The sequence below is a fragment of the Hallella bergensis DSM 17361 genome (genome assembly GCF_000160535.1).
GTDB classification, from domain to species: domain Bacteria; phylum Bacteroidota; class Bacteroidia; order Bacteroidales; family Bacteroidaceae; genus Prevotella; species Prevotella bergensis.
Genome location: NZ_GG704783.1, coordinates 174,957 through 201,743, shown reverse-complemented (window position 1 = coordinate 201,743; position 26,787 = coordinate 174,957). Strand labels below are relative to the sequence as shown.

The following is a 26,787-nucleotide window of genomic DNA, read 5'->3' as shown; positions in this document are numbered from 1 at the left end:
TTTGATGAATTGTTGAATGCTACTCAGCATTGGTATTGACCAGATAGACGATGGTGTTGTACTTGATTCGTGCCTTGTTCTTTCTGATATTGGCAGATACGGCAGAGGTTGCTGATTGGTACATGTTCTGTAGGGCCTGCAGAGCCACTGCCTCAGAACTCAGTCCGCCACCATACCCACCGTCGAAGTTGATATTGCTCTGCAAGGCGTTCGCCTTGGCATCCTTCATCAAGTCACGGAATGCCGATTCCGGCACATAAAAGCCCTCCATGCCGTCATTGTCATAGACGGATAGTCCCACCTTGATGAATTTATCCTTGACCAAGATGCTGGTGATGGAAGCCATGACACGCTGCTGACCGAATCCCGTCACCGTACCATAGAGATAGGTACCCTTCTTCAGTTTTGTCCCTTTGAGCGTCACATCATCGAGGAGTTTGAAGCGGAGGCGCGTACCCTCGTGTGCTTTGGTCGTCTTGTCTATCATGGCACGGATCAACGGAACCTCCGCCGTAGACTCGGCACTGACGGTGTTGAACTTATCCGCATTACCCTCCATCACCTTCTTGACAATAGCTGGTTTCTCTTTGGTCTTACGATTAGTTGCATTGAAGGGTTGTGACACTTTTGATTCTTTGACACTTTCATCCTCATCGCCGATGCCCATGCTCCTATCCAAGGATTTTTGCCGGGCAAGGCTTCTCTTCTGAATCGCTTCCACCTCCCTTGCATAGTCATCCATCTCCGTTTGTCGGGATCTACGGCCGTAGCTGCTGCCAGAACCGTATCTGGATGCACCGCCGTAATTTCCACCCTCATAGGCATTGATGTGCTTCCGAGACTGTTCCAGTCGTTGTTGCAAGGCTTCCATGTCCTTCTGCCGCTGTGCATTGATAGCATTCTGCCGGTCTATATCGTCCAGCTCATGCTCTTGATAACTGTTGCTGAGCGAGTCCTGCTGTGGCTGGTCCTCACCGATGCCGTTCACTGCCGATGCCGCATCTTCCTCGTTATAACGTTTGTTCATCTCCGCCATCTTGTCCCCCATTTCATCATTGGCTGCTGTGGGCAGCGAAGCGTTGATACTGTCGGTGGCAACGCCCTTCTTGGCATCGTCCTGACCTCCGAACACACCTATCAGCTCATAGCCTAAGAACAAGATGGGCAGGAGAATGGCCAATGGAAAGATATACTTGGGCTGCTTGAAATCGATGCGCCACCAACTCTTGCCCTGTGACAAGGGCTTCACCACTGGAGGTTCTTTCGGACTTGTCTTTTCCCTTTCGTCGGACTCTTCCTTGTTCTCGCCCTGCGCTTCTGCATCAGTCTCCGTCCGTGCAGCGTCCGACGGATCATCCTCCTTTCTTAGTCCAGCTTTAAGCAAGAATTTCTTAATCAGTTCTTTCATATCATTAATGTTTTAAGTTTGTCACTATCATTTCGAGCTGCCTATATTTATAGATGATAAGTGTGGAATCCTGATGCGTCTTGATAGGAATACGCACCAAGGAATCCAGTTCCCATTTCAGCCGCTGTCCTCGCAGAGCCAGTTGTCCGACCTCTCGAACCTGTACGTTCTTGCCGTTCTGTATGCTCTGCAGTCCGGCGAACATAGGCTGCACATTCTCTATCTCCCCTACAATATCCTTGCTGGGTTGCGGAGTATAGAGGGACACGACTATCCCCAAGCAGAGCGAACAGACCAGCGCACCGATGGTCATGGCTGCCGTACGTTTCGGATGTTTCACAGCCCATGCGTTGGCAGCATCTATCCGTTCCCGTATCTTCCATTGCAAAGAGAGCTTCCTTACAAAGGACTCCAGCTTCCCCTTGGTTTCCTGTTCCCATCTGGCTTTGGCTTCTTTCGCACGTTTCATTTTCTTCCTCATACCCTTAGTAGTCTAAATCCTTGTTCTCCAATGTTCTCCAGTTGGTAATAAGCAGACCGTGCGGATTGTTCCTTGTCCGGGGCACATTCTCAATGCCGCCCACCGTAATAAGAGAGCGTTTCATGTCGCGTGAACGACGTTTAATAATCTGCGTACCGTAGTATTTGAATTTCCGAGTGTGTTCGTCCAGCTTGATGGAGTCACAGATGATCATGCACACGGCCGAAGAAGAGACAATGTCCGAGTAAAAACCATTTTCCTCCATCGCCTGTTTCTGTTTCAGTGCCGTACCGTCCGCCATATACATGGCTTTGGACAGTGTCCATTTGATATAGTCGTCATCGGGTGGCAGATTGAAGAAATATTGATGGAAGAGCTGGATGTGTGCTTTTGCCTCCATGACAAAATTCGCCTCTTGCTTACTCCTTTCAGCGAGGAAAGGAATGTCGCCATCGAGGACATAAATCTGATTACGCTCTTCCGTTACCAACTTGGCACAGTAGAAGATGCAGCAGGCACAGACCACCGTACTGCCGATGATGGTCAGCAGTACAGTTGTCAGCGCGAGCCTTGTTTTCTGTTCCAAACTTTGTATTAACATATCCTGTCGTTTTTAGTTTATTTTCCTCTGTTATAAGAATCTCTCATGGAGCTGCCCATCTTCGATGCCGCCTTGCCAGCAGAGCTTTCTGTGAACATGTGTTTGGCCTCTTTCGCTATACCTGAGGCAGCACCTCCCATGACTCCAGCCATAGTAGCCACTCCGCCATCAGAATAGCCACTTGCGCCGCTCACAGCTCCTGCCATACCAGCTGCGCCAAGATGCGCCGCACCAGAGAGTGCCGACCCCGCCATTGGTGTAGCCACTGAAGCGATACCCACTCCAGTAGAAGCGGCACTGCCCACAGCTCCACCTACGGCTCCTGCCACGACACCTCCGGCTGCACTGCCAGCACTTGAACTCACACCACCTGGAATTAGCCATGATGCCACTTCAGGGACGAAACGGATGATATAGGCACCCACCAGCATACCCATAGCATACATGCAGTTGGAGCCGATGCCCTGAATGCCCAAAGCGCCTATCTGTCCCCAAGAGTTCACCTGCCCCTGCAGAAGCCTGCCATAGGCATTGAGGTCCTCGCCGAGGTTATACATCAGGATGAAGTCAATATAGTACAGGCACATATAGGTGACAAATCCCCATAGCGACAAGGACAGATATTTGCTGATCCATTGCGACCATGCACTGTTCCATGGCGGTACTATCGAGAGGGCGAACATGATGGGGGCAAATGTGGCCAGTATGGCCATGAAAATACGCTGGGCTACCAAGATGCCATAATACGACATCTGGAATATCAGTTCACCGATGAAACGTATCACGTCGTTTATCCATTCCGACACCTTTGTCTCAGCGGCTACGGTGGCTCGCTGCGCATAGTTGTTGATGGTCGTGCCCAGATTTTCCATGTTGTAGATGAGCTTATCCCACCAATGGGCATCCTCCCCGATGGTCTGTACCTGCTTCGCTGTCTCAATACTGTCCTGCACCTGGCGGAGTCGTTTGAGATAGTCCGACTGCTTCTGTGCTACTTTGAGTTCCAGCGCAGCCACTTCCTTGTTCTTGCTGCTCGCCATCTGTTTGGTGGTCGCCTCCAACGCTTTGCCCGGTCGGGCCAGTTCCTGACAGATCCAAGAACTGTAAGTGATGCAGATGGACAGTCCCACGATGCGGAGAAGTTTCATTACGTCCATCGCCCTACGCCCAAGCATCATCATCCAGCACTCGTAGGAACCCACACAAAGGGCGAGGCACAAGCCTATGACACGGGCGTAGCCCACGGTGTTGCCCAGCACCGCCGACTTCGGAAAAGTCTCCATCGCCACCAGCAGCTTCTCAAGGCTTTGGTCAATAGAGGGCAGTCCCATGGTGAGTAGCTGACTTGCAATATTCATCAAAATATCTGTAACCATAATTTTATCGTTTGTAATAGTTTTGCGCCATGCCTACAAGATGCGCCACGCGGCTGACAATTTCCTCCATCTGTTTCTTATATTGTTGGTAGGCTTTCTGCCGTTTGGCGTTTTCAAGTTCATATCCCACACCCGTCCGATGGATATAGGCTATATCCTGGCAAATCATCTCGTTCTGCCGGGTCAGCTCATCGACCTGAAATTTCAGTTTGCCGCTGCTCCTCTGCATACAGAAGAGCAGTCCGTCGGAAATAGATTTCTGCATGCGTTCGAAGTCGGCTTTGAAGGAGGAATAAACCAGATCGACATTCCTGTCAGCGGCACGCGCCACTTCCTCCTTGTAGAGTTCTTCTATCTTCGCACGTTCCTGCTCGGTTTCCTTCATCTTCTGTCGTTGCGTCTCTTCGGCGGTGATACGAGTGGGCATGATGCGTTTCACGCTGGACTTACTTTCCTTAAACCTAACTCTCCAGCCAGATTTGAGAAATCTCCATTGCCAGTAAGCCTCACCGCCGCTATATTTCTTGTGTAATAAGTAATAATACCATGCTGGAGCAAAGTCCCATGGTCCGTTCTCCATCGACTTCCACTGCTTTTCCTTCTGGTCATCGTAGGTCGGATGCTGTGCAAATGTGGACAGGGAAAGATAAAGTAACCCAGCCGTGATGAATAGAAATTTTCTCAAATACTGTTCCATTTGTTAATTACTCCTTCTGCTATTTTGTCTGTCACCTCACTGTTGAGGATGTCCCAAATATAATCGTATCTGACCCCGCCGACGGTAATGATGCTACACCAGACGTTGGCACCGTCGATGATACCTCTCATGTTTTCTATGGAAGTCTTCAACTCCATGATAAGGTGAAGCTTCTCGTCCATCGAGGCCTTCATTACATTGACACCGCTGGCGGCAAGCGATGCATAAAGGGCTTTGATGTTTTTGATTTCTCTTGCACAAGCCATATTCGCTTCTGTATAGTACCATGCCACCATCGGCTTCTTTAAGGTATATTGAAAAGTGGAGCGTGTAAACTGTGAGTACTCCTGTATCAAGCGATACATGCTGTTGACTGTCGAACCCAATGCACTGGCTAAGATGACGTAGGAATAGCCATTATTCAATTTGCTGTCCAAGGTCGTTCTGACATCATTGAACTTGGTAGCACCCTTTGTGATGATGCTCTGTTCACCAAAACTCGTTGCCACCTTTGCCAAGGCCTTGTCCTCTTCACCCTTGATGAGTTTATGGAGACTGATAAGGGCTTCAATGGTTAGCGGATCCCTCGGCGTCGGTATAACATCGGCAAAGATGGGAGCTGCTACCATGAAGCACCATAACAACAGCCCATATCTTTTTATATTCCATGCCTTTTTCATAAGCCAAACATTTTTAGACACCCAAGCCGTTCCAGTTATCAATCAACCCGTCAACGGAGTTTTGAGCCGTGATATAGGCAGCCCACGACTCCACGTCAATGGCCATGAGCACGTCCCCCCAGTTGTTACCGAACTGGCACATCATCACCATAACCTTCAGCTTATAGTGGATTTCAAGCAGACGACTGTAGATCTTGTTGGCCATCGTCAGCCGCTCATAGCGGTTGAGCAGGTTATATCCGTCGTCCTGGCCATCATCTTTGGCCGTGTCCAAAGGATTGCGTACCTTGCCGTTGTTTACAATATCCACAAAGTCGTGTACCAGTCCTTGCGTCTCGGATACGAGATTGGTCATCTCATTGAGGCATACCACATAGTTCTTGCCCGGTGACTTGCCGAGCTGTTTCAGCACGATGGGCACATCCTTGAAGATGCTGGCTGTGAGCGAGACGATTTCACCGTAGTATCTGCTTTCTTCCCCAAAACCAGTGATGTTCTGCATGGAGAGTTGGTAAAGTTCCTTGATGCTTGCCATCGTAGCTGTATATTTCATCAGCTTCTCTTGCTTGGTATTGATGGAATCCAGACGCCCGTTGTGCCTGTCCTCTATGAGTTTCTGCGAAGCAGCATTGGACATAACGGCGGCCGTGGTCTTCTTGTCTATCACCACTCGCCAGCCAGCCCGAATGTTCAGCGAGGCAAGGAGCATCGCCAGAACGAAAATTAACCTTAACTTTTCCATAAGCTCATAATGTTTTGATGTTCGTTGACATGCCGCGCGAAATCGAGATATTTGCTTATCCCTGCCTTTCTGCGGTCTTTCTCTATCTCTGTGATGGCACGTTGGATGTTACCACCATAATGCTTCGTGTAAATCTTGAGGGCTTCCTTTTCCGCCCGTTCCGTGGTGTAGGCCCAGTAACATTCAGGCGGTTCTTCCACACCATACACATCCGATACCTGTCCACGGCATATCCATACCTCCTTGAAGTAATTCCGCCCCTCGTGGTTGTTAAGACTGTTGATGGTGAAGATCTGCTGTCGTTGAACCGCTGTCAGTCCGAGGATAGCCGCGATGTCATCGTACCGATCCTTGAATTTGGCCTGGTCAAGCAGAATTTTCACGTCGCTGTTGTTGATGATAGCCTCCTTGACAATGGGAGAATCAATCACGTCGTTCAGTTCCTGTGTCACTACTCCGGCGATGCCGTGGAACTTACGCACCGTCTTGTAGAGATACTTGATATATTCTGCCATCGTAGGCGAGGCGATAGCTTTCCATGCCTCTTCGATGATGAGAGCTTTTCGGCCTTTCTTGATACGCATCTTCTGGAGAAACACATCCATGATGATGAGCACCACGATAGGGAACAGCACAGGGTCATCTTTGATCTTGTCAATCTCGAAGACAATAAACCGTTCATCGAAGAGTGACTGTTCCAGATCGTTGTTCAGCGTGCACTCCAGCTCGCCACCACGGTAGAACTGTTCGAGAATAGCAGCAAAGTTGTCAATGTCGAAGGCTATCTTCTTTTCGGTCATCAGCTGTGGAATACGTTCCAGCGCATATTCATAGAAAGTGTTGAAGGACAGCTTCCTGACCGTCATCTTACGTCTGCGCTGCTCCATCTTCTCGATTTTCTGTTCGATGCGCATGAGGTAGCTGCCTTCGATAACCTCAGCCATGAGGCGCATGAGTTGACGGTTGGCAGCCACCTTCTCACCCTCCGTCGCAGCCTGGTCATTGACCAGAGCATGCAGCTTTTCTACCTGGCGCTTTGCCTTGATGTGATGCGCAACCTCGGCTTCAGAAAAGATGGTATCTCTGCTTTCTGCATTTACACTTGCAGAAGTGTTTCCCTGATATCCCTCAAAATCTTGATAGTAGCTATGCTCCACCTTCTCACCATACTTCTCATACTCACCGTTCTTTTTATCCTCCAGCAAGAGCCGGTGGCGCAACCTATCTTTTTCTTCTGCGGAAAAACCACGGAAGGGGTGGAAGAAAGCGTCATAATACTCCACGATGACCTGATTGATGATAGCATCTTCAATCTTTGAAGGCATCTCGCTTCCCTTGAAGATGAGGAAGATAAGCGATTTGAGAAAGTTCTTCTTCTCCCCGAAGTTCTGTCGGTATTCCGTCTTCGTAATCTTAAACGGATTCATGGAGATGGGATGCTCTTTGGAGTAGGTGATATAGGTGCCACCGAAGTAGCTGCATATACCCTCGTAGCTATCTCCAGTATCTACCATCACCACATCCGTATTCTGCTCCAGAAGCTGGCGCACCACACTATTCATGTGGAAGCTCTTACCGCTGCCACTGGGTCCGATACAGAAGAAATTAGCATTGTCAGTGTACTTGTGTACTCCCTCCTTACCGGTAATGTCTATCGCCACAGGAAGTCCCTGCCTGTCTGTATAGTAGGTTTTGAGCGGCGTATCCTCAGAATGTTTCAGATGCTCCTTAAAGCATAGGCAGAGCGCCGCATCCGACAGCGTAAGAAAAAGGTCGTAATCAGGATTGAAGGCATAGCCATTGCCGGGAAAGCTACACGTGAAGAGCTCCAGCTGGTTATATGCCGATCGAGAGGGCATGATGGCACAGTCGTAGAGCTTTGTCTCGATGTACGATGTAACCGGCGTTATCTTGTCATGCGGACAACTGACGAGGATATTGAAATTGGTATAAACCATCAGTTTGCTATCCACAGCCAGTGTGTCCAACAGTCGTTCTATATCTTCTTTGGCGATGCGGTTCGACGGATCGGGCATGGAGCCGTGGCGCTTCGCTTTGCTTTGCAGCTTGCGCATAAGCCTGCGCTGGGCAGGTATTTGTATGACCTGATTGTAGATGACGCAGTCAGTATAAGGTATCTCCGTTAGGAAAGAGAAGAGGTCGGTGGCAATGTAGGTGCCGTTGATGTTGACCGAAAGGAACGGCCTCACGAAGTTAGGCATATTGATTTCATCTATATCCACCAAGGGAAAAGACTTTACCGTCCGGTCGCCTATCTTCAGGTTCTCATCAGAACACTTGAAATTGGTCATGGAGAATGGACCCTGCTTGAACTGGAATGCCATAAAGCGGTGAAGATACTCGTCTATCTCCGACTTGCTCAGCTTGCGGTGGGCGATACCTTTCTCTTGCAGAATGTCAGCTATCTTGGCTACTTTGACGTGGAAGTCCTCCCATCGTTTGGCGTCGTATTTCACGAAGGCATTGTGCGCACACTCCTGCGTAACGATGAGGAAGGTGCGTATGTCGGTATATTCCCGTCCCTCGAAGTAGTTGAAGTAGCTTTCGGTCAAGAACTCCTGTCCTCCCTCCGGCTCATGGTGATACTCCTGCTTGCAGAAGATGTCCTGTTTTTGTAGGGCATACCCCTCACCGAGTGTCTTTATAATGTTGGCCAGTACGTCCTGGAAGAGGCAATATAGGTCAGCATCGGTACAATATTGCTGCACGGGATTCTCAATCTCGAAGAGTACGGACGGATTTCCCTTCTGGGACCAGAGCACCGTATTGAGCAGTTTCCCGTCCTTATCCCTGATGTCCTGCAACTGGGAGAAAAGTTTATCGAAAGGTTTTCTTTGCTGTACCATAACCGTTAGTGTTTGAAAATCCCATGATAGATGTAAATACCCTTATTCCGATGCTTGGCGTGAAGCCCATTGCGCTGCCGTATGTAGATGGTGGCCAGTCCGACAAGGGCAAGAACAATCATGGCAATAAAGCCAGCCAGCTTGCCCAGGATGATGGAAAAAAGGATGAAACCGAGAAAGGATACACCGATGGCAATGGCGGCAAAGGTTAGGAAACGCCCTCTGATGCCCATGAACTCCAACGGTTTCTGTATGCCTTTGTATATAGGAAAGAAATCTTCCATAAAACTTTGAAATTTGGTAGGAGCCAGACGCTTGGTTGCAGGTCCGGCTCCCACCGATTGATTACTTGAAGAAGAGCGGAAGAGCTTCCGACATGGCGATGAAAGCCACACAGCCACCGATGGTGAGCATGATAGTCTTTTTCACGTCCTGGTCGCCGTTCTGCATCTTGAAATACACATTGAACGCTCCTACTAACACGATGACGGCTGCGATGGCCTTCATCAGGTTGGAAACTGGGGTCTGGTACGAAGAGATTTCCGTGGTAGCTTTGGAAAATCCGCCAGCACCCTTGCTGTTGGCCAGCATTGTTCCAGTACTCATAGCGAACATTCCCACGCTTACTGCTAATTTCAAAGACTGACACTTCGCAAAACTCCAAGCACGTCCCACGCATTTTACTGCTTGTTTTCTCAATTGCGACATAATCGAATGGATTAAATTTGAAATTCAATTCCATGTTAAAGCCGAAAGTCAAACAAGTTAAAGTGCTAGGTCAGAAATATTAAAGATAAAAGGTTGGTATGTTTTATGGAGAAAGGTCTCCTCTTTCGGGATCAAACTCCTTCCATTTGGCAAGCAAGCTGCCCAGTTCGCTGTTCTCACCGTCTTTCGACAGGTCTTCCACCTTGACCAGCAGGTTGTTTACTTCAATACCGCCAGTCATCAAGAGCTCTGCTGTCTGCTTCCGTTTCAGGGCAGCCGTCTTCTGTTTCTTGATGATGGGGCGAGTGATAAGGATAGGCGTAAATTCCCTTACTTCATCGGAGATGTCAATGGCTTCCTCCTGTACCTTATCGTCTTCGCTGGTAGCACGCTTTCTGTTTGCCAGCAGGTCGTAGGCCACCGTACCCAAGTAATAGCAGAGGTAGCAAGCCACAATAAAACCAAGGAATATTTGAAAACTCATACGCAATTGGCATTAAGTGAACGATGGACATTGAACCGGCATGGCAAGATAGACACTCATTGGCTGAAACTGCAATCCCAGCTTCTGCCCATTGCTCTCACGGATCGGTCTGCGCTTCAGCTGTTCATTATAATATAAGGTGTTATGGCCAGGAATGGCCAGATAGCCATACGATTTCAGGATGCTCTTCAAGACTACACGTTTCTTGTTGCCCACCACCTTGATGTTTGTTTTTTGTGGTAGTCCGAACAACACGCGGGCCTTCTCCCGTTTGATGATGCTCTTCCTGCTGCGCGACCGTATCTGTCGGATTTCGTCTGCCGTTCTTTCAAGGTGGTACTTCTTAACGATTCGTGAAACCGACCTAGTAGATATACCTGTAAACTGTGCTATCTCACTATGAGAGTGATTGTTATATAACTGCCTGACCGTGTCAGCCGCCGCCATCGCCTTGGTGACAGGACGTTTACGCAAGCCCAACTCATGCAACTTCCGCCGTAGGCAGCTCAGAGAAATACCCAAATGTCCAGCTAAAGCGGTATTGTTCATCTTCTTGTGGTGGTCGATAAGGAAATCCACCATTGATACGGTCCAGATAATATTTTGCCTATACATGACTTTGAAGGTTATTGACAATATAATCGTTACTGCGTAGAAACTCTTTGAGGTAGTCACTGTTGGTGCCGATAAAGGCACGGAGGGCGGCATTGATGATGTCGGTAACCGACATGTTGTTGATATTGCAGAGCTTCAGCAGCTCCACTACCTCGTTGTCTATCTCGTAGTTCTTGCGGTCGTACTTCTTGACACGGTAGCCGTATTGTTGTGCATACTGCTGGAAGAGCTGCCAACTGTCATCAGACTTGTGGATGTTGGGCTGCGCTGTTTTGGGTGCAGTTTGCGAGGGTTGTGGAACAGATGGTCCTTTCACCTCATTAAACACCCCGTCTATATCGGGCAGGTTGAGCAGGTCGTTGGTAGGCAGCGTCTGCGAATGGGAAATGTCTACTTTCATTTTGTCTGCTCTTTAGGTTTGAATATCTGTTGATACATAAAGTCGAAGGTAGGTGATACGATGTCCTTTTGTGGTCCCATCAGTTCGATGGTGTTGTATCGTTGCATGTCCGCCTTGACTTCTATGCGTGGCGTAACCAGACCGAAGTGGCGTAGCTTTTCCTCCGTTTTATCCCACAGCTCAAGTTCCGCTTTCTTGCCATACCGTTTGTCCCATTTATTAACCACGAAGACGAACTGGCACTTCATGATGGGCAGCATACGTTGGAGTTTGGCGATGAAGCCGATGAAAGTAGCGGTGGAATTGATGGAAGTTGCCTCGAACTGATAGGGGCATACGATGTAATGACTGAGGGCAAAGATAGGCACCAGTCCCTGTTGCGACAGGTTGCCGGGTGTGTCCACCAGCACGATGCCTTTGTAACCCTCGCGCAGACTGGTAAGAAACTCCCTGACGTTATTGGTGTCTTTGATGTCGAAAGGCTGTACGGTATAAGGCAAACGTACCCCTCTATATTTCTCTACATCCTCCTTTCGTTTGGAGTAAATGGTTTGCTGTCGGTCAAAATCCACAACGAGTACGCTCTCTCCCTTTGCCGCCAGGTAATCGGCAAACATAGTGCAGAGCGTAGTCTTACCGACACCGCCCTTCTGATTGGCAAAGGTGATCATGATATTGTCTCTCATTGTCGAAGTTGTTATTAGTTGTGTGATAATAACAAACTCCTTTTTGGTAGGCCGGTTATCAAATGGAGTTGGGCCCCAGTAGCATTATTTCGAGAAATAGGTATCTTGCGAATTAGGTAAATGAGGAAGATGCTAAATCGTGAAATCATTGGCAAAGATAAAAAATGGAAATGAAATTTGCAAGAGGTTATTAACTCGTCAGCAAGCACGATAATGCCGATATTCTGGTGATGGTTTCAAGCCATAATAATATTTATAGAAAGGTAGTGATAGTACGCACAACTTATTGGGAATATGGATTGTAGGCTGCAATCCTTTTTCTTTAACGTAGTTTAACTACAGGAGATGAAAATATCCGTAAAGCCCTGCTATGTTTCTGGCTGTTAACGATATCATGGGATAACAACAAAAACATTCTTCTTGTACTTTATAAAAGATGTGGAAAAGTTAAATATGTATATAGTGAACAATAACACCATTAAAAATTACCACATTTGGGAATTTTATCTTATCTTTGCAGCATAAAGGCTAAGATACATTTCACCGCATGAATATCATCTTCAAGGAAGAAGCCTTATCTGAGCTGTATGAAACAGGCAAAACCAAAGACAAGAAATACAAACAGATATGCAAGAATAAACGTTTGGTAGATGGCTACATCCGGGCAGTAGGAATCATTTATGATGTAGAGTGTACAGACGAACTAAAGAATTTCAGCTTCTTACACTACGAGAAATTGAGACATCAGCAGAAAGAGCCTCTAAGCTCTGTTCGACTTGTAAACGGTTTGGTAGAACGCCTGTTGTTCAAGGAGACACAGGATGGCATCGAAGTAGAACTAATTGAAATTGATAGTACACATTATGGCAACAAGAAGTAACAGATTGGTTCCTGTTAGGGCAATCCACCCAGGAGAAATCTTGCGTGAAGAGTTGCGGGAACGTGGTATCAAGCAAAAGGACTTTGCAAAGCAGATAGGTATGCAAGCTACCCATCTGAGTGAGTTTATTCGTGGCAAACGCAATCTGAACGACGATCTGGCCATGAAGCTGGAAAACCATTTAGGGATTCCCTATAAAACCTGGATGAGCTTGCACAATGGTTATATGTATGACAGCAAAGCTGTCAGCAAGAAACAATCGGAAGAACAAAATGCACGTTCGTTTGAGGACGCATGTGCTCGTGTGTTCAATCTTAAACTTCTTTATAAGAAATTGAATTTAGCTGTTCTTCCCCTCCTTGAACGGGTGAAAGAAATAAAATCGCTTTTCTCCTTTGACCTGCTGTCATCTGCAGAGATGAGTAAGCAAGTAGCTGGATTATATAAGCACAGCGACAAGGTTCAGATTGACGAAAAGAATATGCAGACTTGGCTTCTGCTGAGCTGGTTGGCAACTTCACGTGAAAAAGTAGAAAGGACTTATGTACATGGCAATGGAATAAAGGCCGCCGATGCAATCGCAAAATTGGCTAATGAGCGGAAACTTACAGCCAAGGCCATCAAGGATAGTCTTTATCAAAACGGTATAGGTTATGTTGTAGTGGAAAAGTTGGATAAAACCCCTGTTGATGCTTTCTCTACTTATGTAAACCAACATCCTATAGTGACGGTTACCTATCGGTATAATGATATTGATAAATTAGCATTTGATGTTCTTCATGAATTGTGTCATATCGAAAAGCATTTCTCAGAAGAGCACACATCGTTTATCTCTATCGAAGGAACTATCTACTCAAAAGATCCAAGGGAAAAAGAGGCTAACAACTTTGCTAAAGAGCATTTAATTCCATGTGAAGTTTGGAATAAAATACTTTCAGGTAAAAGCAGTAGCCTATCGCCGCACATTGTAGTGAAGGCTATTGCAAAAGAAGCTGAAAAGTATGGAATTAGTCCGACTATAGCAGTTTCAAGGTATAAACATGATACCAACTGGTATCAGACCTCGGCTTACAAGTCATCTAAAATTTATTGATAGAACATGGGCTGGGCGACTTGCCCGGCTCTTCTTGGTCTATGGGCTTACAAGTCTATCGTTTCAGGCTTCGTTCGTCATCAACCTCATAGCTATTTTTACTACCCACTTCCCATTCTGCATTTCTTTCGGAAGCCGATGTCTGGTATGAAAGAATATTTTTCAGGATGCTATTAGAAAGATGAGTGTCGTGGATAGACATAGGTTGGAGCACTTGCAGAGCAGGGAGCAAGGCTTTGAAGTTGATACCTTCTGAAGCCAAATTAAAAATGCACTTGTGCGAGAAATCGACACAATAGTATTCGTCGCCTTGTCTGAAAATGGCAAGATGATTTTCTTTTAATGCTGCCCACAAGTCTTGCTTCTCGGTTGATGCAGCCAGATTGTTCAGCACTTCTACGGCAAAGCCATTGTTGGGCTTGTTGTGTGGATCTATATAAATAAGGTAGGGATTTTCAATCTTCCAGATTCGACAGAGTATATCACGCTCCACCTCGTTGGTGGGGCAAAAGGCCTGGACACAGCGCACCATAAAGTTGAATTTTAATACCTTTTGCACACTGTCGCATAGGGCGACCTCCCTACCATTGAGCAGCCTGAAACGGCCTTTGGAAATGCGAGTACCATACTGTCGCCATAACATTCTGTTGAGTTCATAAGCAATCATCCGGGGATTATCCTCCAGCATGGCATCCACGTAGAGCTCTACCTTATTGATTCGTTCCTTTTCGCTCATGAAGTGTTGCAGTTGTTTGATAGAGAGCACGCTGCCTCCTTTATACACCGCTTGTTTGTAGTGATCCACTATCATGTAACCGTATGGTTTGTCCTTTGAACCAAAGAAGACGAGCGATACACCAAACTTCTTTTGCAAGATGTCTGACAGTTCACTGCGGCTGGCAACCATGTTGCGATACTTTTTCATAACAGCCCCCAGTTGCCTACGACGTTTGTAGGTTTTCTTTTCATCAATAACAGAGAATTTTGAGGTCAAATCTTCCATTTCGATTTTTGTTCGTACCCGTCCGCCACGTGCAATTTCGAGGTTGCCGTCACGCTCGAAACATTCATAGCCAGATGCTTCCATGATGGCTTTGAATTGTGTAAGCGAATTGAAATTGTAACCAAGAGCCTCCTTCAAAAACAAACTAGCACGCAATTCCTCATCTTCGCCAACAATTTTGTTGATGGCCTCCTGCGAGCGGATGCGCTCGTGACTGTGGTCTATTTTCTGGCCATTGGGATTCACCCGGCTGGTGATGATGTGCAGGTGATTGTTGTCGGTGTCATTGTGCGCATAGATAAGAAGCGGCTGCCCCTCATCATCATAGTCCATTTCGTGAAGATACTGGTGGGCAATATCCAAAAGCTGCTCTTGAGAATATTCATGTCCCCGGCAGGAGATAGCCACATGGAACTGCGCCTTGCGGATATGCTCGTTTCTTGCCGAGTAGTCCATCAGGTACTGTTGCAGTTGCTTGGGCGTGTAGCCATCGACGGCTCCCACATAACCGAAGTTCTGCATTTCAAGGAGCACGGCCTGACCTTTGGCCACCTTTCGCTCGTTGTACTCGACGGCATGGAATGTTGTGCTGGAGGGTAGTATGGTTGCTATCATATTGCTTTCTTGTGATTTTACGTTATCGTGAGACGATGGAAACGGTAAATCGGTATTTACCGATGACGGTTTTTCGCTTTATCGTGTTAATCGTTTGACTATTTGATGCTGTTCCTGTTTTACCGCTGTTAAGAGCTTTTGCAGCTCCATGATTTGAGGGTAAAGCACTTTCTCAAAATAGGGAAGTGTCAGCTCATTGGCTATCGCCAGTTCGTTGGCACGCTTGACCACCTGATTGAAGTTGCCGCCCATCCATGCCAAGTCCTGCTGATACTTTTTGTAAAGAGCCGTCATCTCGTTGAGCGCGGCTATCTTCCGCTTTGTTCCCGTGTCGTCAAATTGTTTGATGGCATCCCATATCATACTGCTTACCGTCTTGTAGTTGACCGCTTTCTGCTTAATCAGTTCGGCATCCTGTGCAGAAATCCTTATCCAGAGTCTTTTCGTTTTTCGTTCCATATTCCTCTGTTTATATTCTGAGTTGCGAAGAATAATCCCCAACTTGACAGAGTTGGCAATTCACTTTTGTCCGCACAAAAGTACAACTTGCTACCCAAACTCCGTAAGGGAAATGTAGTCCCGCCACTTGCTTGTCTGTAATAAAGTTAGCAAGAAATGATGAGTTGCAATGTCCCTCGCCCTTTTTTCAATAAAAGAGTTTTCGTGAAATTGGAATATCGAAATCCCGATTTGTTGATATTGGGATAAACCGAAGTCATGAGTCCGTTGCTTCGAGAAAAGCCGAAAAGCCGAAGCCGTGAAATCGTGACATTACGAGAATATATAACCACAAAAAACTACTGATTATCAATGTTTTAGATTGCGTTTTGCTTGTTTTTCTCAGTTATTTTTCGTACCTTTAGTAGAACTAATAATGTTTTAAGATGCAAGTGTTTCTCTTCGTATATATCATGTTCAGGGTCATCTTCCAGCTGATAGGTTGGGTGATTAAAGGCTTTTTGTATGTCTTGTGGATGATTTTTGGTGGCATTGCCTACTTGGTGAATTATCTGGTGGAGCGTAAAACATAAAACACACCTCGAAGTGGGAGGTATGGCTCTATGTGGTGTGTCAATAAATCATCTAATTGCCCGCTGAAGATTCTCAGCGTGCCGTTCTATCGTGGTCTTTAGTACTTTAGCGTAGATTTGTGTAGTCCGGATGTTCTTGTGTCCGAGCATACGCGATACATTCTCGATAGGTATGTCATGTGCGAGAGCCAATGTTGCGAAAGAATGCCTGGCGACGTGAAAAGTCAACGGCTTGTTCAACTTCAGGGCAGTCTCGATGAGGTGAAGAAAGTCATTTGCCTTCTGATTTGAAATCTTAGGAAGGACAAACTTGTATTTCTTTAGCACTTCCATGGCTGGTCCCAGGATAGGGGTGAAAAACTTCGATGCAGTCTTGATACGGCTTCCATCTATGTAATACAACTTTCCCTGCTGTTCTGTCATTTTCTCAAAATCAAAGGCCTGCACATCACAATAGGCCAGCCCAGTGTATGCAGAAAAGACGAACAGGTCTCGAACCTTATCTAATTTTTCGTCCAACTTAATCTTTCTCAACTTTTGTAGCTCAGCCTCTGTCAGAGGCTCTCTTTCCTTGCATTCTCCACGCTTGAATTTGACCTGGGTATATGGATCTACTTCAATCTTACCCTCAATATATAATAGGTGAGAATACTTTTTCAGATGTTTGTGATAGGTATGTATTCCGACATCTGATCGTGTACCGTCGTGTAGCCATTCATCAAAAGCCACCAGATTGTTGCTTGTCAGGTCTGTCAGCTTCTGTATCTTGCCAAATCTCTTCAATGCGTCCAGCGTGCATTGCTTGTGTTTTCGAGTACCCTCACTAATATCTTCAGCCTCGATATGCTCTTTCATGTATTCTATGAGGTTGATCGAAGGTTGAACTTTCACCTTGTACTTTGTGGGGGCTATCTTCTTAGGAGAGGAAATGAAGGTAGGCCGTTGTTCTGCACCATAATAATAAGCATCGAAAGTGGCAATTGTCATTTCATTGCCCAGTAGCTCCATAGCTCCGACAATCTGTTCACACTTTCTTCGCTCGGCTTTCACCTGTGGTGAGGAAGCAAATTTTTCCCACTTTTCAGCAGGGAAGTCACCTAAAGAAATGTACTTACGCTCAGTTCTGCCAAGATAGATGCGTAATTCTACCTTGCCAGAGCCGCGTTTCTCTACTTGTTTCTTTCGGTCAAAAATAACCGTTACATTCTCTTTTAGCATAATTTAACTAATTAAATCGGCTAAAGGAGTAATTTTGGGGTCATCATGTACAAGTGGTAACACATTTTTGGGGGGTGGTAACACATATTGGTAACACATTTTGTTCCCGATAGGGCTTTTTAATTCCCGTTACGTCCTGTTAGCCGCAGGTTCAACATTTAGCATAACTTCCTCTAAATGTGCAACTTAGCTAACAAGTGGCTTGTATAAACGGAAAAGAGGACTTCATTGCTGAAATCCTCTTTTTTAGTACTTTGTGACCCGCATGGGGCTCGAACCCATGACCCCAACATTAAAAGTGTTGTGCTCTACCAACTGAGCTAGCGGATCTTTGTACCAACTTATAGTAATTATAAGCGGGTGCAAAGGTAGTTAGTTTTTTTGTAAATGCCAAATAAATAAATGCTTTTTTGATTCCAAGCAATTATTATTTGTTCTTTCTGCCGAATATGGAGAAGTGTACATAGCGCTTCGGATGTGCTTTGACGTTCGTAACCAACGAATCGGCATTCACCACGGCAGAGTTGAGATTGTTATAGAAAGTAGGATCGTTCAACAACCTTCCAAAGGTTCCCTCGTTGCTGTTCAGCCGGTCCGTAAAATTTTGTACGTTGGTCAAGGTCTGATTGACCTTAAGCATGGTTCCATCTATATCCACAGCAGCGAGCTTGGCTGTCAGTATGGCTGTATTGTCGAAGGTTGTGCTTGCCCTGTCGAGTGTCACTTCTGCCTTGTCCATCACCTTGGGAAAACTTACATTCAAACTGGCGATCAACCTGTTTAGACTTGCAGTTGTCGTGGTAAGATTGCTGGATATAGTCTCCACATTTTGCAGCGAATGAGCCAAAGCGGGATCTCTTGTCAGCATGTTGATGCTGGCCAGAATACTGTCCATCTTGGGTACAACGCGCTCGATAGACGGCATCAACTTGCCCACGGCACCTGTCACGCCATCGTTGATTGACCCATCGATCGTGTCGCCAGGTTGCAGCAGTGCTTGTCTGTTATCAGGGAGAATCAGGTTCATGTGCACACTCCCCATAATGTCGCTCACAATCTCGGCCCTCGATCCATAGGGGATGTGCAAGGCTCTGTCTGCTTCAAACTCCACAAGGATGCCTTGTTTGCCGGAGTAATCGTATTGGATTTCCTTGACAAGCCCCACTTGGAAGCCTTTGGCATAAATGGGACAGGATTCCGTGAGTCCGTTGATATCAGCGAACTTGATGTAATATGTGCTGTTGTGTGAAAACACAGACGTTCCCTTAAGGAAGTTGAGGCCGAAGTACAATAGCACAATCCCCACAATAGCCACTAAAGCTATTTTGACCTCGTTTGTGAAAAACTTCATATATTCTCTTGATACTCTATTTGTTATCTGTTGGCTTTAAACTCTCTGATCCCTTCATTCACATTGATCTTTTTTCCATCTTTGAAGGCAATGATGAAACATTCGGGAAATCTGTCCAGAATTTCTTTCCGCAGCCGGTATATCATGTTATAGTCATTGCTTGCCCCGTATGTGTATTTCTTGTATTCTCCTTCCTCGTAGCTGTCACATCCTACGAGTCCCTTGAAGTTTGGATCTCCGGCTTTCAGCAGATTTCTGCTGGCAAAAATCTGCACTTTAAACACGGGTTTGGACTGATCTGCATTCCCTGTCGGCGAGACAATCTTTTTTTTCACAGCCTTTTTTTCCACAGCCCTATCGGAAACAGCCTCCTGGTTCGTCTGACTGTTCTGAGGAGCTTTCTCTTGCGGTTGGTTGGTCACCTGCGTCTGTGGCGGCCGTACTGCCACGACCTTGGCCATACGGTTGGTCTTGCTGCTGCGGTAGGGCACCCTGATGTTGGTGTCATACTTGTTCTTATAACGAACAAATGCATTGTAAATGCCCTTTGTGTAGCAATCCAGCCCGGCTTCGGAATTAAGGAACTGCTCCTCGTCGGGTGTTGAGATAAAGCCCAGTTCGAGCAGTACAGCGGGCATGGAGACCCATCTCAGCACCGCAAGATTGTTCTGGTGAGAACCGGCATCCCGGCGTCCCGTGGCCGCACATACCTCTGCCTGCATCAGCCGCGACAACTCCACACTGCGTTCGCGATTCTTGTCGGCTATAAATTCGAACATGATATCGCTTTCCACTGAATTAGGGTCAAAGCCCTTGTACACAGTTTTATAGTTATCTTCAAGATAAATCACGGAGTTTTCCCGCTTGGCCACGTCAAGGTTCTCGAGTATTCCCACATTGCCGGTTCTCTGTCCCCGGCCCAAGGTATAACTTTGAAAACCGCGCACCAAACGGTTGCCAGGAACGGCATTGATATGAATCGAGATGAAAAGGTCGGCCTTCTTGCTATTGGCGAAGTCTGCCCTACTCTTCAGGGCGACGAACTGATCTGACTTTCTGGTATAGAACACTTTGACATCCGGACAGTTTCGTTCGATCATCCTGCCCAGCGACAGTGCGTACTTCAGCGTGAGATCCTTTTCCTTCGACACGGCTCCTGGAGCTCCATGATCCTTGCCTCCATGCCCAGCATCGATGACAAGCTTGAAACGCTTGTCAGCACCATTTGCTGTTAATGCAAACATCAGGAGAACCATGAAAGGAGTAAAGAGTCGTCTGAACATGTTAGAAAATTATCTCTTGCAAAAATAGTGAAAACTATCTGTAAACCGCTTATGGGCTTACAGTTTTATCATTTATTAAATGTAAATGGACACCGGCGCCACTGCATTCACCTCCCATGGGAGGATTAAGTTTGATAAGGTCGACCTCCACAGTGCTTATCGCTGGCCACCGACTGATGACGGCCTCGCCAATACGACCGGCTACATGCTCCAAAAGATTGGAAGCCGTTGCCATCTCCTGCTTTGCCAAGGCATAGACTTCGGCATAGTTCACCGTGTCGGCTACATCGTCGCTGGTCATGGCTTTGGACACATCTACCTGCATGCGCAGGCCTAGCTCGTAATCGTTGCCCGTCAGACGCTCCTGCGCCTCCACACCATGAAAGGCATGAAAGCGCAGTTTGCGTATATAAATATAGCTGTTGGTGAGCATTGCCTTAGATTATCCGCAGCGGCTTGCCCCGCAGTTCGTGCAGATGAGACAACCCTCTTGATAGACAAGCGTCTCCTGACCACACACCGGACACGTCTGTCCGGAGGCTATGGTGCCGTCTGTGACATACTTCTTGAGGGCGCGCTCCACACCATTCTTCCAGGTGTTGATGCTCTCATCCTTGAGCTGCAAGGAGCTGACAAGTTTGATGACGTGACTGATGGGCATGCGATAGCGCAGCACGCCGGATATCAGCTTGGCATAGTTCCAGTATTCAGGGTTGAACTTCGAGCTCAGTCCCTCAACAGTGGTTTTGTAGCCGCGCTTGTTTTCAAACTGGAAGTCGTAGCGGTGGGTTCCGTCTTCGCAAGTCTGCTTGATGATCTTTCCCTTCACCACCGACTTGGGCAGCACGATCCCCTCGTCGTCGTCCTGAAGACCAGTGAAGATTTCGTATGGGTAACCATCGAGCAGACCGACAAAGGCAACCCACTTGTCCTTGTTGTTCTGGAAGCGCACAACGTCGCAGTCCAAGACTTTCGGACGGGTCTCCTGCACCATGGGGTGGTTCAGGGTGGGGGCGGTAATCGGTTCCGGTGCTTCATGTCGTTCTTCCTTCTTCTTATCCTTCTTCGACACCGACACCATCACGCCCGATCGGCTTCCGTCACGGTAGATGGTGCATCCCTTGCATCCCGAACGCCAGGCTTCCACATAGAGTTTGTTCACCAAAGCCTCGTCTACATTGCCTGGGAGATTCACGGTGACCGAGATGCTGTGATCTACCCATTTTTGAACTGCTCCCTGCATGCGCACCTTCATCAGCCAGTCCACATCGTTGGCCGTGGCTTTATAGTATGGAGACCGGGCTACCAGCTCATCAATTTCTTCTTGTGAATATTTCTTGTTGGTGTCAATGCCATTCACCTCCATCCATGTCAGGAACTTCTTGTGATAGACAATATACTCTTCGAAAGAGTCGCCCACCTCGTCGACAAAGTCCACATGCACGTCGGTGTCGCTGGGGTTGACCTTACGGCGGCGCTTGTAAACGGGCATGAACACCGGCTCTATGCCGCTCGTAGTCTGCGTCATCAGCGATGTGGTTCCGGTTGGGGCAATGGTGAGGCAGGCTATGTTGCGACGCCCGTGTTTCACCATATCCTTATACAGTTGGGGGTCGGCCTCCTTCAGGCGGTTGACAAAGGGATTGTTCTTCTCGCGCTCGGCATCATAGATTTCGAAAGCTCCACGCTCGGCAGCCATCGTCACAGACGACCGGTAGGCGTTCAGAGCCAGCGTCTTGTGCACCTTGACCGAGAATTCAGTGGCCTCTTCGCTGCCATAGCGCAGTCCCATGGCTGCTATCATGTCGCCCTCGGCAGTGATGCCAACACCGGTTCGGCGTCCCATGCCACTCTTGCGCTGTATCTTCTCCCAGAGATGACGCTCCGTGCACTTCACCTCCTCATTCTGGGGATCGGTGCCCACCTTGTCCAATATCATGTTGATTTTCTCCATTTCCAAGTCGACGATATCGTCCATGATACGCTGTGCCAGCTGAACATGTTTGGCAAATTTCTCAAAATCGAACGAGGCTTCCTTGGTAAACGGATTTTTTACATAGCTGTACAGGTTCAGGCTCAGCAATCTGCAGCTGTCGTAAGGACAGAGGGGGATCTCGCCACAGGGATTGGTGCTCACCGTGCGGAATCCCAAGTCTGCATAGCAATCTGGTATACTCTCGCGGATGATGGTGTCCCAAAACAGCACACCAGGCTCTGCACTCTGCCATGCGTTGTGTACGATTTTCTCCCAGAGCTTGCGTGCGGAAATCTCCTTTTCGACCATGGGTTTCTTCGCATCGAGCGGAAATTGCTGCATATAGAACTTGTCGCCCACGGCGGCTTCCATGAAAGCATCGTCTATCTTGACGCTCACATTGGCCCCGGTCACCTTGCCCTCGGTCATCTTGGCATCGATGAAGGCCTCTGAGTCGGGATGTTTGATACCAACCGACAGCATGAGGGCACCACGGCGACCGTCCTGTGCAACCTCTCGGGTGGAGTTGCTGTATCGCTCCATGAAGGGAACGAGACCGGTGGAAGTCAGCGCGGAGTTGTTGACAGGACTGCCCTTGGGGCGTATATGACTCAGATCGTGACCAACGCCTCCACGACGCTTCATCAGTTGCACCTGTTCTTCGTCCACCCGCATGATGGCTCCATAGCTGTCGGCGTCGCCGTCAAGCCCAATCACAAAACAGTTGCTCAGCGATGCAACCTGCTGGTTATTGCCAATGCCTGTCATCGGACTACCGGCTGGAATGATGTAGCGGAAATGATCCAGCAGACCAAACACATCCTCAGCACTGAGGGGATTTTTGTACTTCTGCTCAATCCGGGCAATCTCACCGGCAATGCGCCAGTGCATCTGTTCCGGTGATTTCTCGTAGATGTTGCCAAAACTGTCCTTCATGGCATACTTGTTCACCCACACTCTGGCGGCCAGCTCATCACCGTCGAAATACTTCAATGAGGCCTCGAAAGCCTCATCATAAGAGAATGTCTTTTGATTTTCCATCAGATATATATAGTATAGTTTTTGTCATTGCAAAACTACAAAAGAAATTTGGATTTGGACCAACTTCTCGGAGATATTTATTGGCAAAGTTTACTAATTTGAAAATTTTTGATAACTTTGCAATAATTAAATTTTCCAAAATGAAAAACTTAACACAACGACGGACTATCCGGAAATATGCTGACAGAAAGGTTTCCACTGATTTGCTTCATCAACTGCTTGAGCAGGCGGAGCGAACGCCCACGATGGGCAACCTGCAGCTATACAGTGTCATCATCACAAAGGATGACCAGAAGAAAGCGCAACTTTCGCCGGCTCACTTCAATCAACCTATGGTGAAAGAAGCTCCTGTTGTGCTCACATTTTGCGCCGATTTTCGTAGGACGACACTTTGGGCAAAGGCAAGAAGTGCCCGACCGGGCTATGACAACTTCTTGAGTTTCATCAATGCGGCAACCGATGCCCTGCTTTACTGCCAGACTTTTTGTAACCTTGCCGAGGAACAAGGATTAGGGACGTGTTTTCTGGGAACCACCGTATATATGCCACAAATGATAATCGACACATTAAAACTTCCCAAACTTGTTTTTCCTGTGGCGACAATCACACTGGGATGGCCTGCCGAATCGCCGGCCATGACTGATCGGCTTCCGCTTGAGAGCATTATCCACGAGGAGGCCTATGAAGACTATACGCCCGAAAGAATAGATGAATTCTACGTCACCAAGGAGCAACTATCCGAGAACCGGCACTTCGTTGAAATTAACAACAAGAAGACCCTGGCGCAAATTTTTACCGATATTCGCTATACCAAAAAGGATAACGAGGCCATGTCGGAGGGTATGCTGAAAGCTCTGCGCACACAAGGTTTTCTTCCATCGAGTGATTGAAAAATGAAAGAAGCCGACAACGCGCAGTCAATTGTCAATTCACAATGTACAATTGATAATTGTGAATTGTGAATTTTGAATTACAAAACCTCCCGGACAAGGCTCATCATGAACCTGTCCGGGAGGATTTTATGTATCATACAGCGATGATGTTCGCGCCGTATAAATTATGTCATCGCCATTAGTCTACAATGATAGGCTTGTACTTCGGCACAAGAAGTTTCATGACTACCCATCCTATGAGATAAGCCACAGAACAGATACTAAACACAATCATATATCCGGCCGGTTTGCCGTGAAAACCCATGAATGCGAAAGCTGTATCCTGTGCGTGAGCGTAATCGAAGAGCATACCTGACCCTTTGTTGATGAGGAAAGATCCGATACCGCCCGCCATGGCACCAATGCCGGTTATTGTCGCAATGGTGGATTTGGGGAACATGTCACCAATGGTTGAATACAAATTGGCGGACCAAGCTTGGTGTCCCGCACCCAGCAAACCAATAATAATAGCTGGCCACCATGCACTGTAGGTTCCCAGCGGCTGAGCCAGCAAACCCAATATGGGGAAACAGGCAAAGATGAGCATGGCGCGCATGCGACCGATATAGGGGTTCATTCCCTTTTTCTCCACAAAATAGGTTGGTAGGTAACCGCCACCAATACTCAACACCGTTACAATAGCGTAGAGCGTAAAGATCAAGGCGATAGCCATGGTGGAGTCAGACGTATAACCATACTGGTCGGAGAAATATGCCGGAGCCCAGAAGAGGAAGAACCACCACACGCCATCAGTGAGCAACTTACCCATGATGAACGACCAAGTCTGACGATAGGTAAAACACTTGAAAAAACCAATGGTCTTCTCTTCTTTTTCCTCCTCGTCGGTTGTGGTCAACACACTGGCAGCATGATCTTCGTTATCTTGCTCTATATACAGCAGTTCCGCTTGGTTAACATACTTGTTCGTCTTGGGTTTGTCATAAAGCCAAATCCAAAATGCCATCCAAACATACCCCAGTGCACCGATGATGATAAACGCCATTTCCCATCCCAGCGCACGCGCAATCAGAGGAATGCTGGCAGGAGCTGCCAACGCACCGATCGACGCACCACTGTTGAAGATAGACGTAGCAAAGGCGCGGTCCTTCTTAGGGAAATATTCGGCTGTCACCTTAATTGCTGCAGGGAAGTTGCCGGCCTCGCCGACGGCAAGAATCAGGCGGCATGAGAGAAATAGCCACACACTAATCGTGGCAATAGCCACAGCCGCATCGCTTCCAGCCTGTACCATGCGCAGCGCTTCGATGGAGTTGTAGCCTTCTGCTTGCATAGCTACCCAGCCGCATCCCGCGTGCATCACTGCACCCGTAGACCATACGCCGATAGCAATCAGGTAGCCTTTTTTCGTACCCATCCAATCGACAAACTTTCCAGCAAACAAGTTGGCTAAGGCATAAAAAATAGAAAACCAGCCAGTGATTGTGCCATAATCGTTGTCGGTCCAATGGAACTCAGGGGCGATAAAGTCTTTCCAAGTCAGGGATAATACCTGACGATCCAGGTAGTTCACTGTGGTTGCCAGAAACAGCAAACCACAGATGACCCACCTGAAGTTGGACATTTTTTTTGTTTGAATAGCAGACATTGTAGTGTTTTATAAGTAGTTGATTTGATTATTTCAAGTCGGGAATAGGAACCACTTGCATATCAGTATAAACTAAGTTTTCACCGGCCATACCCCAGATGAAAGTGTAGTTGCTTGTACCAGCAGCACAGTGAATGCTCCACTGCGGAGAAATCACAGCTTGCTCATTGTTAAGCCAGATGGGGCGTGTTTCCTGAGGCTCACCCATCATATGCAGAATCTTCTGACCTTTGGGCACCTTGTAATACAGGTAGGTTTCCATGCGACGGCAGTGAGTGTGAGCCGGCATGGTGTTCCAAACAGAGCCTTCTTTCAACTCCGTTACACCCATCTGCAGCTGGCAAGTACGAACATTGGCCACACCATCAATGAGCAACTGGTGGATAACTCGGTCGTTACTCTCCTTCATGCTACCGGCCTTGATATTGTTGGCCTCTTTCAGCGTAACTTTCTTGTTAGGGAATGTGGCATGAGCACAAGCAGAGTTCATGTAAAACTTGGCCGGCTCTGCAGCATTCTTGCTCGACATCACAATATCCTTGGCGCCGCGTCCTACATATAATGCCTCTTGGAAACCGAGGTCATACTTTTTACCATCGACTGTTACGGTGCCGTCGCCACCAACGTTGATAATACCCAACTCGCGGTTGTCGAGCAGGTTGCGTCCGTCATCACCCTTGCTGGCATCAACATAGAGCGGTGCTATGGAAACGAGCTTGAGCGGTGTAGAGGTTGGCTCTGCACCACCAACGAGGAAGCGGTCATACATCGTGTAGGTCCAGTTCACCTCGCCCGGGGCAAAAACCTTGTCCACAAGATATTCCTTGCGCAGGCGGTCTGTGGTGTAATGCTTGGCATCGTCCGGCCCTGTTGCCCAGCGCATGTTATAATTGGTGTAAGCATTCTCTGCATGAACTTCGTATGCTTTGATAGAGTTCTGTGCCAAACCATATCCGGCAACCAGGCACAACGCGATTGTCAATAGAGTCTTTTTCATCTTGATAATTTTATTTA

The 26,787-nt window shown here is 47.4% G+C and carries 27 protein-coding genes and 1 tRNA gene; 4 read left to right on the top strand and 24 right to left on the bottom strand.

The features are described 5' to 3' along the window. Window positions 1–19 precede the first annotated feature (19 nt). The 14 genes from HMPREF0645_RS11245 to HMPREF0645_RS11185 all read right to left on the bottom strand — a co-directional run bounded on the left by HMPREF0645_RS11245 (window position 20) and on the right by HMPREF0645_RS11185 (window position 11,745). Entirely contained in the window at window positions 20–1,408 is a 1,389-nt protein-coding gene (locus HMPREF0645_RS11245; RefSeq protein WP_007175133.1) for a conjugative transposon protein TraM, read from the bottom strand. Between the two features lie 4 nt (window positions 1,409–1,412). Further along, a complete protein-coding gene (locus HMPREF0645_RS11240) occupies window positions 1,413–1,889 on the bottom strand; it encodes a hypothetical protein (RefSeq protein WP_007175132.1) in 477 nt (158 codons plus the stop codon). A 4-nt stretch (window positions 1,890–1,893) separates the two neighbouring features. Next, entirely contained in the window at window positions 1,894–2,490 is a 597-nt protein-coding gene (traK, locus tag HMPREF0645_RS11235) for a conjugative transposon protein TraK (protein ID WP_007175131.1), read from the bottom strand. 17 nt (window positions 2,491–2,507) lie between these two features. Next, complete coding sequence (locus HMPREF0645_RS11230) at window positions 2,508–3,866, bottom strand: TraJ family protein (protein ID WP_007175130.1); 1,359 nt, start codon at window positions 3,864–3,866, stop codon at window positions 2,508–2,510. Window positions 3,867–3,870: 4 nt separating this feature from the next. Next, window positions 3,871–4,563 (bottom strand): DUF5045 domain-containing protein, encoded by a 693-nt coding sequence (locus HMPREF0645_RS11225; protein WP_007175129.1) that lies wholly within the window; start codon window positions 4,561–4,563, stop codon window positions 3,871–3,873. Further along, on the bottom strand, window positions 4,548–5,243 hold the full coding sequence (locus tag HMPREF0645_RS11220) for a hypothetical protein (RefSeq protein WP_007175128.1): 696 nt from the start codon (window positions 5,241–5,243) through the stop codon (window positions 4,548–4,550). Before HMPREF0645_RS11220 ends, HMPREF0645_RS11225 begins: the two co-directional genes overlap by 16 nt. Window positions 5,244–5,256: 13 nt before the next feature. Next, window positions 5,257–5,985, bottom strand: a complete 729-nt coding sequence (locus HMPREF0645_RS11215) for a hypothetical protein (protein WP_007175127.1) — start codon at window positions 5,983–5,985, stop codon at window positions 5,257–5,259. Beyond that, a complete protein-coding gene (locus tag HMPREF0645_RS11210; protein WP_007175126.1) occupies window positions 5,973–8,852 on the bottom strand; it encodes a TraG family conjugative transposon ATPase in 2,880 nt (959 codons plus the stop codon). The genes HMPREF0645_RS11215 and HMPREF0645_RS11210 overlap by 13 nt, the downstream gene beginning before the upstream one ends. A 5-nt stretch (window positions 8,853–8,857) precedes the next feature. After that, complete coding sequence (locus tag HMPREF0645_RS13435) at window positions 8,858–9,136, bottom strand: DUF4133 domain-containing protein (protein WP_004342148.1); 279 nt, start codon at window positions 9,134–9,136, stop codon at window positions 8,858–8,860. A 61-nt stretch (window positions 9,137–9,197) separates the two neighbouring features. After that, window positions 9,198–9,560, bottom strand: a complete 363-nt coding sequence (locus HMPREF0645_RS11205) for a DUF4134 domain-containing protein (RefSeq protein WP_004347460.1) — start codon at window positions 9,558–9,560, stop codon at window positions 9,198–9,200. A 103-nt stretch (window positions 9,561–9,663) separates the two neighbouring features. Further along, window positions 9,664–10,044 carry a hypothetical protein gene (locus HMPREF0645_RS11200; protein ID WP_007175124.1) on the bottom strand — a complete coding sequence of 127 codons (381 nt, stop codon included), beginning with the start codon at window positions 10,042–10,044 and terminating at the stop codon, window positions 9,664–9,666. Between the two features lie 12 nt (window positions 10,045–10,056). Continuing rightward, on the bottom strand, window positions 10,057–10,659 hold the full coding sequence (locus HMPREF0645_RS11195; RefSeq protein ID WP_007175123.1) for a hypothetical protein: 603 nt from the start codon (window positions 10,657–10,659) through the stop codon (window positions 10,057–10,059). Further along, the gene (locus HMPREF0645_RS11190; RefSeq protein WP_007175122.1) at window positions 10,652–11,059 is read right to left on the bottom strand and encodes a hypothetical protein; all 408 of its coding nucleotides are present in this window, start codon (window positions 11,057–11,059) and stop codon (window positions 10,652–10,654) included. Before HMPREF0645_RS11190 ends, HMPREF0645_RS11195 begins: the two co-directional genes overlap by 8 nt. Beyond that, on the bottom strand, window positions 11,056–11,745 hold the full coding sequence (locus HMPREF0645_RS11185) for a ParA family protein (RefSeq protein WP_007175121.1): 690 nt from the start codon (window positions 11,743–11,745) through the stop codon (window positions 11,056–11,058). Before HMPREF0645_RS11185 ends, HMPREF0645_RS11190 begins: the two co-directional genes overlap by 4 nt. Before the next feature lie 547 nt (window positions 11,746–12,292). On the opposite strand from HMPREF0645_RS11185, the gene HMPREF0645_RS11180 reads away from it, so the two are divergent. Both HMPREF0645_RS11180 and HMPREF0645_RS11175 read left to right on the top strand, forming a co-directional pair. Continuing rightward, window positions 12,293–12,625: a hypothetical protein gene (locus tag HMPREF0645_RS11180; RefSeq protein WP_007175120.1), complete on the top strand. Its 333-nt coding sequence runs from the start codon at window positions 12,293–12,295 to the stop codon at window positions 12,623–12,625. Beyond that, window positions 12,609–13,718, top strand: a complete 1,110-nt coding sequence (locus HMPREF0645_RS11175) for a HigA family addiction module antitoxin (protein ID WP_007175119.1) — start codon at window positions 12,609–12,611, stop codon at window positions 13,716–13,718. Before HMPREF0645_RS11180 ends, HMPREF0645_RS11175 begins: the two co-directional genes overlap by 17 nt. Before the next feature lie 55 nt (window positions 13,719–13,773). On the opposite strand, the gene HMPREF0645_RS11170 is transcribed toward HMPREF0645_RS11175, so the two are convergent. Continuing rightward, entirely contained in the window at window positions 13,774–15,336 is a 1,563-nt protein-coding gene (locus HMPREF0645_RS11170; RefSeq protein WP_007175118.1) for a relaxase/mobilization nuclease domain-containing protein, read from the bottom strand. A 78-nt stretch (window positions 15,337–15,414) separates the two neighbouring features. Continuing rightward, the gene (locus tag HMPREF0645_RS11165) at window positions 15,415–15,795 is read right to left on the bottom strand and encodes a hypothetical protein (RefSeq protein WP_004347529.1); all 381 of its coding nucleotides are present in this window, start codon (window positions 15,793–15,795) and stop codon (window positions 15,415–15,417) included. 425 nt (window positions 15,796–16,220) lie between these two features. Here HMPREF0645_RS11165 and HMPREF0645_RS13880 point away from each other — a divergent pair, with 425 nt between their 5' ends. Further along, window positions 16,221–16,367: a hypothetical protein gene (locus tag HMPREF0645_RS13880; protein WP_007175117.1), complete on the top strand. Its 147-nt coding sequence runs from the start codon at window positions 16,221–16,223 to the stop codon at window positions 16,365–16,367. A gap of 48 nt (window positions 16,368–16,415) precedes the next feature. On the opposite strand, the gene HMPREF0645_RS11160 is transcribed toward HMPREF0645_RS13880, so the two are convergent. From HMPREF0645_RS11160 to HMPREF0645_RS11135, 6 genes are all read right to left on the bottom strand, one after another. Beyond that, window positions 16,416–17,585, bottom strand: a complete 1,170-nt coding sequence (locus tag HMPREF0645_RS11160) for a site-specific integrase (RefSeq protein WP_007175116.1) — start codon at window positions 17,583–17,585, stop codon at window positions 16,416–16,418. Window positions 17,586–17,842: 257 nt separating this feature from the next. Next, window positions 17,843–17,915: transfer RNA gene (locus HMPREF0645_RS11155), tRNA-Lys, on the bottom strand. A 97-nt stretch (window positions 17,916–18,012) separates the two neighbouring features. Continuing rightward, complete coding sequence (locus HMPREF0645_RS11150) at window positions 18,013–18,936, bottom strand: MlaD family protein (RefSeq protein ID WP_007175115.1); 924 nt, start codon at window positions 18,934–18,936, stop codon at window positions 18,013–18,015. Window positions 18,937–18,959: 23 nt separating this feature from the next. Continuing rightward, window positions 18,960–20,219, bottom strand: a complete 1,260-nt coding sequence (locus HMPREF0645_RS11145) for an N-acetylmuramoyl-L-alanine amidase family protein (protein ID WP_044123591.1) — start codon at window positions 20,217–20,219, stop codon at window positions 18,960–18,962. Between the two features lie 49 nt (window positions 20,220–20,268). Then, window positions 20,269–20,652 (bottom strand): dihydroneopterin aldolase, encoded by a 384-nt coding sequence (gene folB, locus HMPREF0645_RS11140; protein ID WP_007175113.1) that lies wholly within the window; start codon window positions 20,650–20,652, stop codon window positions 20,269–20,271. A 9-nt stretch (window positions 20,653–20,661) separates the two neighbouring features. Next, window positions 20,662–23,235 (bottom strand): adenosylcobalamin-dependent ribonucleoside-diphosphate reductase, encoded by a 2,574-nt coding sequence (locus HMPREF0645_RS11135; RefSeq protein ID WP_007175112.1) that lies wholly within the window; start codon window positions 23,233–23,235, stop codon window positions 20,662–20,664. Window positions 23,236–23,375: 140 nt separating this feature from the next. Between HMPREF0645_RS11135 and HMPREF0645_RS11130 the strand changes: the two genes are divergently transcribed. Beyond that, window positions 23,376–24,125, top strand: a complete 750-nt coding sequence (locus HMPREF0645_RS11130) for a nitroreductase family protein (protein WP_044123590.1) — start codon at window positions 23,376–23,378, stop codon at window positions 24,123–24,125. 181 nt (window positions 24,126–24,306) lie between these two features. Here HMPREF0645_RS11130 and HMPREF0645_RS11125 read toward each other — a convergent pair whose 3' ends face one another. Beyond that, window positions 24,307–25,773, bottom strand: a complete 1,467-nt coding sequence (locus HMPREF0645_RS11125; RefSeq protein WP_007175110.1) for an MFS transporter — start codon at window positions 25,771–25,773, stop codon at window positions 24,307–24,309. 28 nt (window positions 25,774–25,801) lie between these two features. Continuing rightward, a complete protein-coding gene (kduI, locus tag HMPREF0645_RS11120; protein ID WP_007175109.1) occupies window positions 25,802–26,770 on the bottom strand; it encodes a 5-dehydro-4-deoxy-D-glucuronate isomerase in 969 nt (322 codons plus the stop codon). Window positions 26,771–26,787 lie beyond the last annotated feature (17 nt).